This is a genomic window from Sphingomonas sp. Leaf38, from assembly GCF_001421825.1.
Classification (GTDB): Bacteria; Pseudomonadota; Alphaproteobacteria; order Sphingomonadales; family Sphingomonadaceae; genus Sphingomonas.
Map to the genome: position 1 here is coordinate 207,234 of NZ_LMLD01000012.1, position 16,228 is coordinate 223,461.

A 16,228-nucleotide genomic window follows, 5' to 3' on the forward strand; every position below is an offset into this window, starting at 1 on the left:
CCAAGCGCGCCCTCCATCACCACAACAGTGCGTCGACGCGCGCCCCGAACGATCCCGCGTCTCCGACCACCGCACGCCCGGCCGCACGACCATTGCCCCCCCGCCACCAATCGACGATAACCCCCGGCATGAAGCGCTTCGTAGCCGCCGCAGCCACCGCCCTCCTCCTCTGGACGCAACCCCTTCAGGCGCAGTCGATTCTTCGCGACGCCGAGACCGAGACGATGTTCGCCGAGATGTCGAACCCGCTCATCAAGGCCGCCGGCCTGTCGACGCGCGACGTGAAGGTCGTCCTGATCAACGACGAGTCGATCAACGCGTTCGTCGCGGGCGGGCAGACCGTCTACGTTCACTCAGGCCTGATCCAGGCCGCCGACAACGCCAACGAAGTCCAGGGCGTCATCGCGCACGAGCTCGGCCACATCGCCGACGGCCATGTCGTCCTCGCCGACCGCGGCACCAAGCCCGCCATGGGCATGTACCTGCTCTCGATGGTGCTCGGCCTCGCCGCGATGGCCGCGGGCAGCGGCGAAGCCGGCGCGGGCATCATGGCGGCGGGTCAGCAGGCGGCGATGGGCAGCTATCTCTCGTTCAGCCGAGTCCAGGAATCGACCGCCGACGCGACCGGCGCGAAGTTCCTCCGCGAGGCCAACGTCTCGGGCCGCGGCATGCTCAGCTTCTTCAAGAAATTGCAGCAGCAGGAATATCGCTTCGGTACCGCGAACATCGATCCGTTCATGCAGTCGCATCCGCTGTCGGGCGAGCGCGTCGCGACGCTTACCGCCGATCTCCAGGCCTCGCCCGCCTGGGCCAACAAGCCCGACGCCGCGCTCGAGGAGCGCTTCCGCCGCGTGAAGGCCAAGCTCGCCGGTTACGTCCTGCCCGCCGACCAGACGCTGCAGGCCTTCCCGCCCAGCAACCAGTCGATCTACGCGCACTACGCCCGCGCCTATGCGTACCACAAAGCCGGCTATCCCGAGAAAGCCGATGCCGAGGCGAACGCGCTGGTGAAGGCCGAGCCGACCGACCCCTATTTCCTCGAGATCAAGGGTCAGATCCTGCTCGAGGCGGGCAAGCCGACCGACGCTCTGGTGCCGTTGCGCGAGGCGACCGAAGGCTCGCGCAACAACCCGCTGATCGCGACCACCTTCGGCCACGCGCTGATAGCGACCGAGAACAAGGCGAACTATCCCGAGGCGACTCGCGTCCTGCGCACCGCGGTCGGCCGCGACGACCAGAACCCGTTCGCCTGGATGCAGCTCGGCACGGTCTACGAACTGACCGGCGACACCGCGCGCGCCGCGCTGGCGACCGCCGAGCGCGCAAGCATGGGCGGCGACATGCGGACCGCGTCGGCCAGCGCGCAATATGCGCTCGCCAATATCCCTGCGAACACCACCGACTGGATCCGCGCGCAGGATATCGCGATGGCCGCGCAGAACGTGATGGACGACAATCCCAAGCAGTATAAGCGCCGCAAATGAGCAAATTCACATTCCCGGCGATCGCTGTCGCCGGCGCCGTCATCGGAGGCCTCGCGGTCTGGGGTTTCGATCGGCAAGGCGGCGGCGTCGAGCGCGCGCAGGTCGAATCGATCGTCCATGATTACGTGCTGGCGCACCCCGAAATCCTCCCCGAGGCGATGGAGAAGCTGCGCGACCGCGAGTCCGGCAAAACCGTCACCGCGAACCGCGATGCGATTCTCACGCCGTTCGGCAGCGCCTGGGCGGGCAATCCCAAGGGCGACGTCACGCTGGTCGAGTATTTCGATTACAATTGCGGCTATTGCCGTGCGAGCCTGCCGATGATCGCCAAGCTGATCGCCGCCGATCCCAAGGTCCGCGTCGTCTTCCGCGAACTCCCGATCCTCAGCGCCGAAAGCCGCATTGCCGCACGCGCGAGCTTGGCGGCAGCACAGCAGGGCAAGTTCGCCCCGTTCCACGACGCGCTCTACGCCGGCGGCCCGGTCAGCGACGCCTCGATCGCCGCAGCGGCGGGCAAGGCCGGGGTCGACCTCTCGCAGGCGGGCTTCACGAAGACCGCCGACGCCGAGATCGCCAAGAACATGGAAACCGCCGCCAAGCTCGGCCTGACCGGCACCCCGAGCTGGGTCGTCGGCGACCGAGTCCTGTCCGGCGCGCTGCCGCTCGAAGACCTGCAAAAGGCCGTAGCGGCAGCGCGGGCGGGCTAACCCCACCCACTCCGTCATCCTGACGAAAGTCAGGACCCAGAGCCACAATCGGAACGTGCATGGTTCTGGATCCTGGGTCGAGCCCAGGATGACGGGATTTGGGTAGCCCGCCCCCTATCAATAAGCTCCCCCCACCCCCATCTCCCCCACACAAAAAGGGGTGCCAATGACCGAACCGATCCTGTCCGTCGCGGGCGTCACCAAGACCTACAAGAGCGGTACCACCGCGCTCCACCCCGTCGATCTCGACATCCGCAACGGCGAGATCTTCGCGCTGCTCGGCCCCAACGGCGCGGGCAAGACGACGCTGATCAGCATCATCTGCGGCATCGTCACGCCCACCGCCGGTACGATCAAGGTCGCCGGCTACGACGCGATCCGCGACTATAAGCAGGCGCGCAGCCGAATCGGGCTGGTGCCGCAGGAACTCAACGTCGACATGTTCGAGACGGTGCTCGCCACCGTCACCTTCAGCCGCCGTCTGTTCGGCCGCTCCGGCCACAGCGCGTATATCGAACAGGTGCTCCGCGACCTGTCGCTGTGGGACAAGCGCCACGCCAAGATCATGGAATTGTCGGGCGGGATGAAGCGCCGCGTGCTGATCGCCAAGGCGCTCAGCCACGAGCCCGAGATCCTGTTTCTCGACGAACCAACCGCGGGCGTCGACGTGGCGCTGCGCCGCGACATGTGGAAGCTCGTCCACCGCCTGCGCGAAGGCGGCACGACGATCATCCTGACGACGCATTATATCGAGGAGGCCGAGGAGATGGCCGACCGCGTCGGCGTCATCAACAAGGGCAAGCTGCTGCTGGTCGACGACAAGGCGGCGCTGATGAAGCAGCTCGGCAAGCGCGAACTCGACGTGTCGCTCCAGGATCCGATGACCGTGATCCCCGCCGAACTGGCGGACTGGGACGTGTCGCTTCAGGACGACGGCAAGCGTCTGCGCTACGTGTTCGACGCGCAGGCCGATCACACCGGCATCCCCTCGTTGCTCCGCAAGCTCGCCGAACTCGGCATCGGCTTCAAGGATCTCGAAACCAGCAAATCGAGCCTCGAAGACATCTTCGTCGATCTCGTCGGAGAGCGCGCATGAATATCCACGGCATCTGGGCGATCTACCGCTTCGAAATGGCCCGCGCGCTGCGCACCTTGTGGCAGAGCCTCGTCACCCCCGTCCTTACCACCTCGCTGTATTTCATCGTCTTCGGCGGTGCGATCGGCAGCCGGATGCAACAGGTCGGCGGCGTCGGCTATGGCAGCTTCATCGTCCCCGGCCTGATCATGCTGTCGCTGCTCACGCAGAGCATCTCGAACGCGTCGATCGGGATCTACTTCCCCAAATTCACCGGCACGATCTACGAGCTCCTGTCCGCGCCCGTCTCGGCGATGGAGATGGTGATCGGCTATGTCGGCGCGGCGACCACCAAGTCGGTGATCCTAGGCCTCATCATCCTCGCGACCGCCTCGTTCTTCGTGGATCTGCGCATCGAACACCCGCTCGCGATGATCGCGTTCCTGGTGCTGACCGCGGTCGCGTTCAGCCTGTTCGGGTTCATCATCGGCGTCTGGGCGAACGGGTTCGAACAGCTGAACTTCGTGCCTGCGCTGCTGATCACGCCGCTCACCTTCCTCGGCGGCGCGTTCTACTCGATCGACATGCTGCCCGAGCCGTGGCGCACCGTCAGCCTGTTCAACCCGGTCGTCTATCTGATCAGCGGCTTCCGCTGGAGCTTCTTCGGGCAGGGCGACGTCGCGGTGGGGATCAGCCTCGCGGTCACGGCGGGCTTCCTCGCCGCATGCCTCATCGTCATCGCGCTGATCTTCAAGACCGGCTGGCGGATGAAGAACTGACGCGCCACGCTCCGGCGACGATCGGCCGTATGACCAATCCATTCAGGTCGATCAGCGCGTGAACCAGCATCGCCAGCCACAGCGATGCGGTCATGACGTAAATCGCGGTCAACAATGCGCCGACGACCATCGTGGCGATGACGCCGGCCCATCCCTGATACCGGTGCATCGCCCCGAACAGCGCAAGCGACAGACAGAATGCGACGATCGCGCTGCCGCTGATGAGCGCCAGCAGAAGCGGGAGGAACAGCCGAAAGGCGAGTTCCTCGGCGATGCCTGCCGTGATCGCCATGGCGGCGGCGTTCGCGATCTCGGCGCGGTTGCGCGGCAGGAGCGATCCGACGTTGCCGATCGGCTTCAGCATGCGCCCGTTTCGCCGGGTCGCGAGGAACGCGCCGATCGCCAGTCCTGCAAGCGCACCGCCTCCCATCATCCCCAGCACGAACGCGCGACTGTCCCCCTCGAAGCGCGGGAGCAGCATGCGAAGGTCGTCGAACTCCGACGGGATCATGATAAGTGCGTCGAGCCGCTCGAGCAGCGCGAGCCCAGCGGCGGCCGGCAGGACGAAGGCGATCACCGCCTTGGCGATCCACAGGCGGTAGGTCTTTTGACGTGATGCGGTGTCGGGGAGACGCTTGGTGCGACGATAGCCGAGCAGGTCGCCCTTGAGGAACCAGAGCATCGCCACGAGAGTGGCGCATAGAAGGACGGTCGGAAGCATCATGCCGGGCCCTCCTCCTCGTTCACCCGCGAAGGCGGGAGGTGGGACTGGATCCCCGTGTTCGCGGGGAAACAGCATTGCGGTCCGCACCCCGAACCAAATACCTCACCCCGGCGAAGGCCGGGTCGCTATCGGAGCGGACTGGATACAGAAGCGCGTCGCCTGAGTGGCGACGCGCTTCGGCCTCCCGCCGAGGAACTGCCTATGCCAGCGGACGCCGTGGCCGAACGGTCGCCGGGTGTTGCCCCGATCAATCCGTCCGATGCTCGCCCTTGACCCAACGCACCGTCCCCGACGACGCGCGCATGACCACGCTCTCGGTGGTCATCTTGCCCTTCTTCCGCTTCACGCCGGCCAGTAGCGAGCCATCGGTCACGCCGGTCGCGGCAAAGATGCAGTCGCCCTTGGCCAGCTCGGACAGGTCGTACTGCTTGTCGAGATCGGTGATCCCCCACTTCGCCGCACGGCCGCGCTCGTCGTCGTTGCGGAACAGGAGACGCCCCTTGAACTGGCCACCGACGCAGCGCAGCGCCGCGCATGCCAGCACGCCCTCGGGTGCGCCACCCGAGCCCATATACACGTCCACGGTCGTCTCCGGATCGGACGTCGCGATCACGCCGGCGACATCGCCGTCGCCGATCAGCATCACGCCGCATCCAACCGCGCGCAGCTCGGCGATCAGCTTTTCATGCCTCGGGCGATCGAGCACGCACACGATCAGGTCGCGCGCCGGCACGCCCTTGGCGGCCGCAACCGCCATGATGTTCTCGGTCGGCGTCTTGTCGAGATCGATGATGCCCTCCGGATAGCCCGGACCGACCGCGATCTTGTCCATATAGACGTCGGGGGCGTTGAGCAGCCCGCCCTCTTCGGCGATCGCCAGCACGGCGAGGCTGTTCGGCCCTGCGGTGGCGCAGATCGTCGTGCCTTCGAGCGGATCGAGCGCGATGTCGATCTTCGGACCCTTGCCGATCGCCGAGCCGACCTTCTCGCCGATGAACAGCATCGGTGCCTCGTCGCGCTCGCCCTCGCCGATGACGACGGTGCCGTCCATGTACAGCGAGTTGAGCGCCTCGCGCATTGCCTCGACCGCGGCGGCATCCGCCGCCTTCTCGTCGCCGCGCCCGACGAGCGTGGACGCGGCGATCGCCGCCGCCTCGGTCACGCGGACCATTTCGAGAACGAGGACGCGGTCGAGCACCTGGCTGGCGGCAGCGGTCAAAATATTTCTCCTAGGTGTGTTTCGACCCGGATAGGCAGCGCCCATCCGGTTGTCGACCCGATCAGTCCCTCAGCAAGTCATTGATCGAGGTTTTGGAACGAGTTTGCGCATCGACCCGCTTTACGATGACCGCGCAGTACAAGGCAGGCTTGCCGTCGCCGCCGCCGATCGAGCCCGGCACGACCACCGCATAGGGCGGCACCTCGCCCTTGAACACCTCGCCGGTCGCGCGGTCGATGATCTTGGTCGACGCGCCCAGATACACGCCCATCGACAGAACCGCGCCCTCGCCGACGCGAACGCCCTCGGCGACTTCGGCGCGTGCACCGATGAACGCGCCGTCGCCGATGATCACCGGGTCGGCCTGGAGCGGCTCGAGCACGCCGCCGATGCCGGCACCGCCCGACAGATGGACGTTCTTGCCGATCTGCGCACAACTGCCCACCGTCGCCCAGGCGTCGACCATCGTGCCCTCGCCGACATAGGCGCCGATATTGACGAAGCTCGGCATCAGGATCGCACCCTTGGCGATGAAGCTGCCGCGGCGCGCGACCGCGCCCGGCACGACGCGGATGCCTGCCGCGCGGAACTCTGCGTCGCCCCAGCCGGCGAACTTCGACGGCACCTTGTCGAACGCAGGCGCGCCAGCCGAGCCGCCTTCGATCACGACGTTGTCGTTCAGCCGGAACGAGAGCAGCACCGCCTTTTTGAGCCACTGATTGACCTGCCAGCCGTCAGCCGTCGGCTCGGCGACGCGCGCAGTGCCCGCGTCCAGCATCGCCAGCGCGGACTCGACGGCATCGCGGATTTCGCCCTTCGTCTCCAGGCCGAGGTTGGCGCGATCGTCCCAGGCGGCGTCGATGATGGTCTGCAAGGTCATGATGTCTCCAGGATGGTTTCGAGCCACGGTGCGAGCACCGGCACGGTAAAATCGATATGGTCGCGCGCCGCGTCGGGCGACTGTTCGGAGCCGTTGTCGATCCACACGGTCGTCATCCCGATCGCCTTGGCCGGCGTCAGGTTGCGCGCCATGTCGTCGGCGAACAGCGATTGCGCCGGATCGATATCGAACGCCGCGCAGAACCCGGCATAGGCCGACGCGTGCGGCTTCGGCATCAGGTTCATCGCGTGGATGTCATGGATCGCCTCGAAACTCTCGCTCAAGCCCAGCCGGTCGAGGATCCGCGTCGCGTACGGCGTGTCGCCGTTGGTGAAGACGAGCTTGCGCCCCGGCAGCTTGGCGATCGCGGCGACCAGGGGCGCGTCATGCTCGATCACGTCCATCTCGATATCGTGGACATGCGCGAGGAACGCGTGCGGGTCGACGTGATGCTCGGTCATCAACCCCGACAAAGTCGTGCCGTGATTGTGGAAATACCCCTTCTGCACGCGCCGCGCCTGTTCGTGATCGAGCCCCAGCAGATCCTGGATGAACCCGGTCATTCGCGCGTCGACCTGCGCGAACAGGTCCGCGCTCGCCGGGTACAGCGTGTTGTCGAGATCGAAGATCCAGTTGCGAACATGGTCGAGGCTGGCAAGCATGGCGCGAACCTCTAGGCACCGCGAACCGGGCGGGCAAGCCGGCTCCGACCGCCGCCGTGTCTGCCCGCTATGTTTACCATCGCGTAACGCTTTATATTCCAGTAGCTTGGCGGGGTAAAAGGGGTGGGACTCATGCGACGGATCAAGGCCGACCTGTTGCGATCGGCGCCAGTGGCAACAGGACTTCTCCTTGCGGCCTGTGGGGGCGGTGGCGGCGGCATCAACAGCACGCCGACTCCGCCGTCGGTGACGATTCCGGCACCGACCCCGACCCCGACACCGACGCCGACCCCGCCCCCCGCTCCTACGCCGACCCCGACTCCGTCCAGCAACGACACCACCGAATATCGCGCGACCGTCGGCGCCGTCTCGATGAACGCGCTCGCGGCCTATACCGTCGGCGCGACCGGCAAGGGCATCGGCGTAGGCGTGATCGACAGCGGCATCGACCTGCAGAGCCAGGAGTTCGGCAGCCGCATCTCATCCGCGTCGCAGGACGTCGCCGGCAACACGTCGATCGACGACGAGGGGGGCCACGGCACCGCGGTCGCATTCACGCTCGCCGGACGCCGCAACGGCACGGGCACGCACGGCGTGGCGTTCGACGCGACCCTGATCGTCCTGCGCGCCGACCGCCCCGGCACCTGCGCGACCGCAAGCAAGGACGACGAGGATTCGGGCTGTAAGTTCGGCACCGACGCAATCGCCAAGGGCCTCGACGCGGCACGGGTCGCGGGCGCAAAGGTCGTCAACATCTCGCTCGGCGGCTCCGATATGCCGCAAAGCCTGAAGGATGCGGTCGGCCGCGCCACCGCCGCGGGGCTCGTCGTCGTGATCGCGGCGGGCAATGACGGCTCGACCAACCCCGATCCATTCACCAACGTCGCCAGCGAGGCGCAAGGCCGCAACCAGGTCATCATCGCCGGCTCGATCGGCGCGGGCGATGGCATATCGAGCTTCAGCGACCGCGCCGGCACCGGCGCCGCGCATTTCCTCACCGCGGTCGGTGAAAGCGTCCGCGCGCCCGACCAGACCGACACCGCCTATCTTTGGTCGGGCACGTCGTTCGCCGCGCCGCAGATATCGGGTGCAGTCGCGTTGCTGGCGCAGGCGTTTCCCAACCTCACCGGCGCGCAGATCGTCGACATCCTGTTCAAGAGCGCGCGCGACGTTGGCGCACCGGGCGTCGACTCGGTCTATGGTAATGGCGTGCTCGACCTGACGCGCGCATTTCAGCCGCTCGGGGCGACCTCGATGGCGGGCTCGAAAGCCGTCGTCTCGACGAGCGGCAACGCCACGCTCTCTGCCCCCATGGGCGACGCAGTGCAGGGCGAACTCGGCGCGGTAATCCTCGACGGCTACAGCCGCCCGTTCGCAATCGACCTTGCCAAGACGATTGCCCGTCGCAGCCCGGAACGCTCGCTCGGCGGCGCGCTGCAATCGCGCTTCCGCACCGTCGCGCTAGCACAAGGCGGGATGACCGTATCCATGACGCTCGCCCCGCGCGCCAACGGCGACGTTGTGCTCGATCGCACATCGCTGTCCGCCACCGACGCGACCAGCGCGCGCGCGATCGCCGGGATGGTGACGCAGCGGCTCGGCGGCAATTTGTCGTTCGGTTTTGGCTTCGCGCAGGGATCCGGCGCGCTGAGCGCGCAGCTTTCCAACCAGTCCGAACCCGCGTTCCTGATCGCCAACACCGGCGGCATCGGCTTCGACAGCACCACGCGCGCCTCCAGCGCGATGCGGCAGAGCGTTGCCGGGTTCGGCTTCACCGCGGGAATCGAGAATGGCGACGTCCTGACGCAGCGCGGCGGCGACGTGCGGCTCCGCGATCGCTGGCAGCGCTCGGCCTATACCCGCGCCTCGCTGACGGTCGATCGTCGCTTCGGCAGAGTATCCACGATGATCTCCGCCACCCGGATGGACGAGCGCGACACCGTCCTCGGCGCGCGCTTCGATGCGGCGCTAGGGGCGACGCGCGCAGCGACGTGGTTCGTCGATGCGAAGACACGATTCGACGCGGGCGCGGGCTGGAGCGTCGGCGGATCGATGCGGAAGGGCTGGACGCGAGCGCTGGTCCGCAGCGGGTTCGACGGCGATGGCCTGATCCGCACCACCGCGTTTGCCGCCGACATCGGCAAGGACGGCGTGTTCGGCCGCGACAGCCTGGGCCTGCGCATCGCCCAACCCTTGCGCGTCGCGCGCGGCGGCGTCGACCTCCGCCTCCCGACCTATTTCGACTATTCCAGCGGCACCGTCACCGACTGGACCACGCAACGCCTCAACCTCGCCCCGCAAGGCCGCGAACTCGACGTCGAGCTGCGCTACGGGCTGCCCGCGTTCGGCGGCGGGCTCGACACGAACCTGTTCTGGCGCCGCGACCCCGGCAACATCGCCGCGCTGCCCGACGACCACGGCATGGCCGTGCGGTACAGTCTGGGGTTTTGAGGGCCACGCCCCCCCCCAATCCGTCATCCTGACGAAAGTCAGGACCCAGAGCCAAAAGCGCCGCCCCCCGCAACCCTGGGTCCTGACTTTCGTCAGGATGACGGCGGTAGACGTCAGGATGACGGGGGGTGGATAAGCTACCGCTCGGTACCTATCTCTGACGGATGACACGCTATTCCCTGCTCGATCTCGTCCCCGTCGTCGAAGGCGGCACCGTCTCCCAGGCGCTCGCTAATGCCGCCGATCTCGCGCGCCACGCCGAAAGTGTCGGCTTCCAGCGCTATTGGGTCGCCGAACATCACGGCATGACCGGGATCGCCTCCGCCGCGACCGCGGTCGTGATCGCGCATATCGCGGCAGCCACCAGCACGATCCGAGTCGGCTCGGGCGGCATCATGCTCCCCAACCACGCGCCGCTGACGATCGCCGAGCAGTTCGGCACGCTCGACGCGCTGTTTCCCGGCCGGATCGACCTCGGCCTCGGCCGCGCACCCGGCTCGGACCAGCGCGTCGCGCGCGCGATGCGCCGCACGCTGGAGACCGACGCCAACGCCTTCCCGCAGGACGTGATGGAGTTGCAGAGCTATTTCGCGAACGACGGCCAGACCGGCATCGTCGCGACGCCCGGCGCGGGCGCCGACGTCGACATGTGGATCCTCGGCTCCAGCACGTTCGGCGCGCAATTGGCGGCCGCGCTCGGTCTGCCCTACGCCTTCGCGTCGCATTTCGCGCCCGATGCGCTCGACGCCGCGCTCGCGATCTACCGCCGCGATTTCCGCCCGTCCGCGCGCCTCGCCAAGCCGCATGCGATGGCCGGGTTCAACGTCTTCGCGGCCGACACAGACGCCGAGGCCGAACTGCTCGCCAGTTCGCAACAACAGTCGTTCGTCGCGCTGCGGACCGGCAACCCCCGCCAGCTGCCGCCGCCCGTCGCGGGCTACCGTGAGTCGCTCGGCGCGCAGGGCAACCAGATCCTCGGACATGTCCTGCAATGCTCGGCGGTCGGCAGCCCGGCCACCGTCGCGCGCGGGATCGCGGCGTTTGTTGCCCGAACCGGTGTCGACGAGGTCATGGTGACGAGCGCGATCTACGATCACGACGCGCGCAAGCGGAGCTTGTCGATCACCGCCGACGTGATGCAGGACCTCAAGATCGCAGCCTAGTTTGGTTCGATGAAACCGAAGCGCTTCTGGTGGTACGCCCGGACCGTATCCAGGCCGATTTCCGCGCTGCGATGATCGACGATAGGTCGCGTTCTTCGGTCATCGGCGCGGGCGGGTTCATTCCCGCTACGTAGCCACGGCGCGTCGGCACCGCCACCGTTGGCCATGCCTCGTCACACCACGGCAATTGAGGATCGTTCCCGTTCCTCACGAACCGGATTTCTGCGCGCCGGGCCGATCCAAGATCGACTGACCCGCGGTTCATCGCATTTTGGGGGGATCGACGCCGATACATCGCGCGTCGCGCGCACACCGTGCGGTGAAGCGGCTCTATCCGTCGTTTCCGCCGCAGGGCAGGAGATGACCGGATAGAGCCAATTCAATGGTGGGCGTGGCAAGGATTGAACTTGCGACCCCTGCGATGTCAACACAGTGCTCTACCACTGAGCTACACGCCCGCCGGAGCGCTCCACTAGCCGCGCTTATCGCGGGGCGCAAGCCTTCAATGCATCCCGGTGACATTATCCATCTCGAACAGCCGATCCACCTCGGCGACCAGGTCGCGCAGGTGGAACGGCTTCGACAGGACGCGGGCCTGCGGCATCGCGCGGCCGGCCTTCAACGTGACCGCCGCAAAGCCGGTGATGAACATGACGCGCAGGTCCTTGCACATCTCGCCCGCCTTCTGTGCGAGCTCGATCCCATCCATCTCGGGCATGACGATGTCGGTCAGCAACAGGTCGAACGTCTCGGTTTCGAGCAGCGGGATCGCCGCCGTCCCACGGTCGACCGCGGTCACGGCATAGCCCGACCGTTCGAGTGCCCGCGTGAGATATTCGCGCATGACCTGGTCGTCCTCGGCCAGCAGGATTCGCAACATCGATCTAAAGTCCTGTTTTCACGCCTACATTGAGACACTGTTCGTACGCGCAAAGCGGTTAACATTTCCAGATCGATTGCCCGCGCCGACGCGTCGCTATAGCGTGGCGCGATGCATCTCCCCTCCTTCGACGGGCCCTCCCTCGATGGGCCATCCTTCGACAGGGTCGACGCCGCGCCGCCGTCGAGCCCGGTGGTTATCTCCGTCCCGCACGCCGGGCGCGACTATCCACTAGCCCTGAAAACTGCGTTGCGGGTCCCGCTAGCGGCATTGCTCCCGCTCGAGGATCGGCTGGTCGATGCGGTCGCGCGGGCAGCGCGGACCGATCAGGCGATGATCGTCCAGCGCCGGGCACGCGCCTGGATCGATCTTAATCGCGCCGAGCACGAACGCGATCCGCTGCTCGACGAGGGTGCCGCGACGATCGCCGCCGCGCACCAATCCGCCAAATTGCGCAGCGGCCTAGGCTTGGTGCCGCGCCGTGTATCAGGCGCGGGCGATCTGTGGGCGCGGCGGTTCAGCGATGCGGAGGTGACGGCGCGGATCACGAACGATCACCGTCCCTATCATGCCGCGGTCGCCGCCGCGCTCGAGGCCGCCCATGCGCGGTTCGGCGCGGCGGTGCTGCTCGACCTGCATTCGATGCCGCCGCTTGGACCGGGCGGGACGCGTATCGTGCTCGGCGATCGGTTCGGCCATGCCGCCGCGCCGCGGTTCGTCGATCGGGCCGACGCGATATGTGCCACGCGCGGCTTTTCGGTTGCGCGCAACGCCCCCTATGCCGGCGGGCACATTCTCGAACGCCATGCCCGTCCGGCTATCGGCATCCACGCGATCCAGCTCGAACTCGACCGGACGCTGTATCTCGACCGCAAGCTGCACGCGCCGGGTGCCGGGTTCGCGCGCGTCGTCGACCTGGTCCGCGCCATACTGGCGGCACTGGCCGACGAAGCATTGCGTGGCGACGCGGGATCGATCCCGCTGGCCGCCGCCGAGTGATCAGTCGGCGAGCGTGTCGAGTATCGCCTCGATCCGTGCAGCACGCTCTACCGGATCGTCGATCGCGAGCCTGGCGATCCAGCGGCCGTTCTTCTTGACCAGATCGGCGGCGGGTACATTCCGGCGCCGATCGTGCGGCGTGAACGCGATCGCGGCGGGGCCGGCATCGATCCGGCGGATTCCCGCCGCGCAGGCGCGCAGGCGGATGCGGGTCGCCAGCAGCAGATGGTGGGCCGGATCGGGAATGGTTCCGAAGCGATCCTCCAGTTCCGCCTCGAACTGGTCGAGCGCGGCGACGTCTTCGAGCCGCGCGAGGCGGCCATAGAGCGACAGCCGGATTTCCTCCTCGGGGATCCACGCCTCCGGCAGGCTCCCACCGATGTCGAGATGCAGGTCGGGAACCCCGTCGTCGACGCTTTCGCCGCGCGCCAGCCGTAGCGCGCGGCCGAACAGATGCTGGTACAAGTCGATGCCGATCAGCTTCATATGGCCCGCCTGCGCTTCGCCGACGAGATCGCCCGCCCCGCGCAGATCGAGATCGCGTGCGCTGATCGCGAAGCCCGCGCCGAGCCTATCGAACGCCTGCAACGTCCGCAGCCGCTTAAGCGTCGCCTCGGCGATCGTCGCGTCGCCGTCGGTCAGCAGCATGATCTGCCCGCGCCGCCCGCCACGCCCGACGCGCCCGCGCAACTGATGCAGCTGCGACAGGCCGAACCGATCGGCGTGGTGGACGATCATCGTGTTGGCGCGCGGCACGTCGAGCCCCGCCTCGATGATGTTGGTCGCGAGCAGCACGTCGCCGTCCCCCGCGGCGAACGCGACCATCGCTTCGTCGATCTCGGCGGCGGCCATCTTGCCGTGCGCCTGGACGAGCCCGAGTTCGGGCACGAGCTTGGCGAGTTTCGCGGCGAGCGGCGCCATGTCGTCGATCCGCGGCACCACGACGAAGCTCTGCCCGCCACGCGCGCGTTCGCGCCGCAATGCCGCACGGACGGCGGCGTCGTCAAAGGTCGCGACCGCGGTCCGGATCGGCTGGCGACGCGCGGGCGGCGTCGCGATGACCGACAAACCCTGCAGCCCGATCATCGCCGATTGCAGCGTCCGGGGGATCGGTGTCGCGCTGAGCGTGAGCACATGGCCCGCACCGAGCGCGTGCAGCTTGGCCTTGTCCGCGGCCCCGAAACGCTGCTCCTCGTCGATCACGACGAGCGCGAGATCGCGATAGGCGACGCCCTTGCCCGCAATCGCGCCGGTGCCGATCACGACGCCGATCGACCCGTCCGCGAGCCCCGCCTTCACGCGGGCCTTTTCGGCCGTGCTCGAAAGACGGGACAGCCCGGCAACCGTGACGCCGGTGCCGGCGAAGCGGCGCGTGAACGTCTCGATATGCTGGCGGACGAGCACCGTCGTCGGTGCGGCGATCGCGACCTGCCGGCCCGCCAACGCGACCGCCGCCGCCGCGCGCAAGGCGATCTCGGTCTTGCCATAGCCGACATCGCCGATGACCAGCCGGTCCATCGGCGTGCCGCGCGCGAGGTCGGCCAGCGTGGTCGTGATCGCGCGCGCCTGATCGGGGGTTTCGGTGAAGGCGAATCCGGCCGCAAAACGCTCATAGGCGGCGCGGTCGGGGACGATCGGGTCGGTCGTACGCGCCGCACGTTCGGCGGCGAGCGCGGCAAGCGTGCGAGCGCTCTCCGCGATTGCCGCATCGATCGCACCACGTCGTTTCTGCCACGACGATCCATCGAGCGCGTCGAGCGTCACCGCATCCGCATCCGCACCATAGCGCCAGATACGATCCGCCTCCGCGACCGGCACAAGGCGACGGCCGTCCTTAGCATAGCCCAGGACGATCGCATCGCCACCGGTATCGGGCAGCATTTCCAGCCCGCGGACGATGCCGATCCCGAACTCCTCATGGACGACGACGTCGCCGCAGCGCAGTTCGCTCGACAGGCCGGCAAGCGCAGCGCCGCCGCTCGCGCCGAGTTCGTCACCGCGGGCACGGCCACCCAGCAGGTCGGCGCTCGCGACGACGGTGACGCCCGCCGCGACGAAGCCACGGTCGACCGGCGCAGCAAGCATCATCGCAGTGCCGGGCTTGGCGGCCGCCACCTCGGACCAGCAGGAGATCGTCGCGAATTGGATCTTCGCACCGCGTTCGAGCCGCGGCTGGAGGAACCGCAGGTCGCGCGGCGATCCCATCAGCACCAGCCGCGAATCGGCGAGGACATCGCGTGCCAGCCGCACAAACCCGCGCGTCGGATCGCGCAGCTCGATAAAGCGCGGTACCCGGTCGTCGCCCGGCGCGAGGGCAACGACGTCACGCTTGGCGACTGCGGCGTCCCACGCCTTTGCCGTGACCAGATCGGCGCTCGCCCTGCGCCGCGGCAGGCCATCGGCGGCGAGCGAGAGAAACCGGTCGCGACGACGATCGACGCCGGGATCGAACGCCACCGCCGCGCCGGGGAGATGCACCAGGATCGCGACGCCCTTGTCCGCCGATGGTTCGGTCGCACGGCCGATCTCGACGAAAGCGACGTCCGCCGACCCCAATTGCGACACAGGGTCATAATCCCGAAGCGCGGTGATCCGGCCATCGGCGAATTCGATCCTGACGGGCGAGGCGCGGTCGGCGGGAAAGATGTCGATCACGTTGCCGCGGACCGCGATCTCCCCGGGTTCGTCGATACGGTCGTCGACGCAATAGCCGATTTCCGCGGCGGTCGTGGCGAACGCGTCGCTGTCGATCGTCTCGCCGACCGCCAACCGCGGTGGCGCGGCGTCGAACATCGCAGGGTCGGGATAGCGCACCGCAGTAGCCTCGGCGGTCGTCACCAGCAGGATTGGTCCGGTTCCACTCGTGGTCGCAGCCCGCAAGCGACGGAGCGCAGCCACCCGCAAGCCAACATTGGCGGGCGATGCCGGCGAATCGTCACCTGGCAACGCATCGCTCGACGACAATGCGACGACGACCGCATCGGGTGCCAATGCGCTGGCGATCGCGGCGATCTCGGTCGCGCGCAGGTCATCCGCGGCGACATAGACCATGCCGCCGTGCGCCAGTCGGTCGACCAGTGCCGCCGCCACCGGCGCCGCCGCCATCAATTCTACACTATTCTCTACGCGTTCACTGATCTTGAGCACCGATCCGCATCCCTCTTTTGCAGATCAACGGCACGCCAACGGGCCCGTTCCGGCAATC

The 16,228-nt window shown here is 67.6% G+C and carries 13 protein-coding genes and 1 tRNA gene; 7 read left to right on the forward strand and 7 right to left on the reverse strand.

Going from position 1 to position 16,228, the window contains the following annotated elements; translation table 11 throughout:
* The first annotated feature begins 128 nt into the window (after window positions 1-128).
* The 4 genes from ASE88_RS16525 (at window position 129) to ASE88_RS16540 (ending at window position 4,045) form a co-directional block, all read left to right on the forward strand.
* Window positions 129-1,484: a M48 family metalloprotease gene (locus ASE88_RS16525; protein ID WP_055881234.1), complete on the forward strand. Its 1,356-nt coding sequence runs from the start codon at window positions 129-131 to the stop codon at window positions 1,482-1,484.
* Window positions 1,481-2,191 (forward strand): DsbA family protein, encoded by a 711-nt coding sequence (locus ASE88_RS16530; protein WP_055881237.1) that lies wholly within the window; start codon window positions 1,481-1,483, stop codon window positions 2,189-2,191. Before ASE88_RS16525 ends, ASE88_RS16530 begins: the two co-directional genes overlap by 4 nt.
* Window positions 2,192-2,357: 166 nt before the next feature.
* Window positions 2,358-3,287, forward strand: a complete 930-nt coding sequence (locus ASE88_RS16535; RefSeq protein WP_056480004.1) for an ABC transporter ATP-binding protein — start codon at window positions 2,358-2,360, stop codon at window positions 3,285-3,287.
* Window positions 3,284-4,045: an ABC transporter permease gene (locus ASE88_RS16540; RefSeq protein WP_055881242.1), complete on the forward strand. Its 762-nt coding sequence runs from the start codon at window positions 3,284-3,286 to the stop codon at window positions 4,043-4,045. Before ASE88_RS16535 ends, ASE88_RS16540 begins: the two co-directional genes overlap by 4 nt.
* On the opposite strand, the gene ASE88_RS16545 is transcribed toward ASE88_RS16540, so the two are convergent.
* The 4 genes from ASE88_RS16545 to ASE88_RS16560 all read right to left on the reverse strand — a co-directional run bounded on the left by ASE88_RS16545 (window position 4,017) and on the right by ASE88_RS16560 (window position 7,530).
* A complete protein-coding gene (locus ASE88_RS16545) occupies window positions 4,017-4,769 on the reverse strand; it encodes a CPBP family intramembrane glutamic endopeptidase (RefSeq protein ID WP_056480007.1) in 753 nt (250 codons plus the stop codon). The two genes, ASE88_RS16540 and ASE88_RS16545, sit on opposite strands and share 29 nt — an antisense overlap.
* A 247-nt stretch (window positions 4,770-5,016) precedes the next feature.
* Window positions 5,017-6,033 (reverse strand): class II fructose-bisphosphatase, encoded by a 1,017-nt coding sequence (gene glpX / locus ASE88_RS16550; protein ID WP_056480010.1) that lies wholly within the window; start codon window positions 6,031-6,033, stop codon window positions 5,017-5,019.
* Between the two features lie 16 nt (window positions 6,034-6,049).
* Window positions 6,050-6,868: a 2,3,4,5-tetrahydropyridine-2,6-dicarboxylate N-succinyltransferase gene (gene dapD / locus ASE88_RS16555; RefSeq protein ID WP_056480013.1), complete on the reverse strand. Its 819-nt coding sequence runs from the start codon at window positions 6,866-6,868 to the stop codon at window positions 6,050-6,052.
* The gene (locus tag ASE88_RS16560) at window positions 6,865-7,530 is read right to left on the reverse strand and encodes a pyrimidine 5'-nucleotidase (RefSeq protein ID WP_056480016.1); all 666 of its coding nucleotides are present in this window, start codon (window positions 7,528-7,530) and stop codon (window positions 6,865-6,867) included. The genes dapD and ASE88_RS16560 overlap by 4 nt, the downstream gene beginning before the upstream one ends.
* 132 nt (window positions 7,531-7,662) lie before the next feature.
* On the opposite strand from ASE88_RS16560, the gene ASE88_RS16565 reads away from it, so the two are divergent.
* Window positions 7,663-9,981, forward strand: coding sequence for a S8 family peptidase (locus ASE88_RS16565; protein ID WP_082466615.1), 2,319 nt, complete (start codon window positions 7,663-7,665; stop codon window positions 9,979-9,981).
* 164 nt (window positions 9,982-10,145) lie between these two features.
* The gene (locus ASE88_RS16570; protein WP_056480019.1) at window positions 10,146-11,144 is read left to right on the forward strand and encodes an LLM class flavin-dependent oxidoreductase; all 999 of its coding nucleotides are present in this window, start codon (window positions 10,146-10,148) and stop codon (window positions 11,142-11,144) included.
* A 383-nt stretch (window positions 11,145-11,527) separates the two neighbouring features.
* Here ASE88_RS16570 and ASE88_RS16575 read toward each other — a convergent pair.
* Window positions 11,528-11,602, reverse strand: a tRNA-Val gene (locus ASE88_RS16575).
* A 44-nt stretch (window positions 11,603-11,646) separates the two neighbouring features.
* Window positions 11,647-12,024 (reverse strand): cell cycle two-component system response regulator CpdR, encoded by a 378-nt coding sequence (gene cpdR / locus ASE88_RS16580; RefSeq protein ID WP_055881295.1) that lies wholly within the window; start codon window positions 12,022-12,024, stop codon window positions 11,647-11,649.
* 111 nt (window positions 12,025-12,135) lie between these two features.
* Between cpdR and ASE88_RS16585 the strand changes: the two genes are divergently transcribed.
* Window positions 12,136-13,023 (forward strand): N-formylglutamate amidohydrolase, encoded by an 888-nt coding sequence (locus tag ASE88_RS16585; protein WP_055881298.1) that lies wholly within the window; start codon window positions 12,136-12,138, stop codon window positions 13,021-13,023.
* On the opposite strand, the gene ASE88_RS16590 is transcribed toward ASE88_RS16585, so the two are convergent.
* Window positions 13,024-16,170 (reverse strand): TRCF domain-containing protein, encoded by a 3,147-nt coding sequence (locus ASE88_RS16590; protein WP_321163434.1) that lies wholly within the window; start codon window positions 16,168-16,170, stop codon window positions 13,024-13,026. It lies immediately after the preceding gene.
* Window positions 16,171-16,228: the final 58 nt, after the last annotated feature.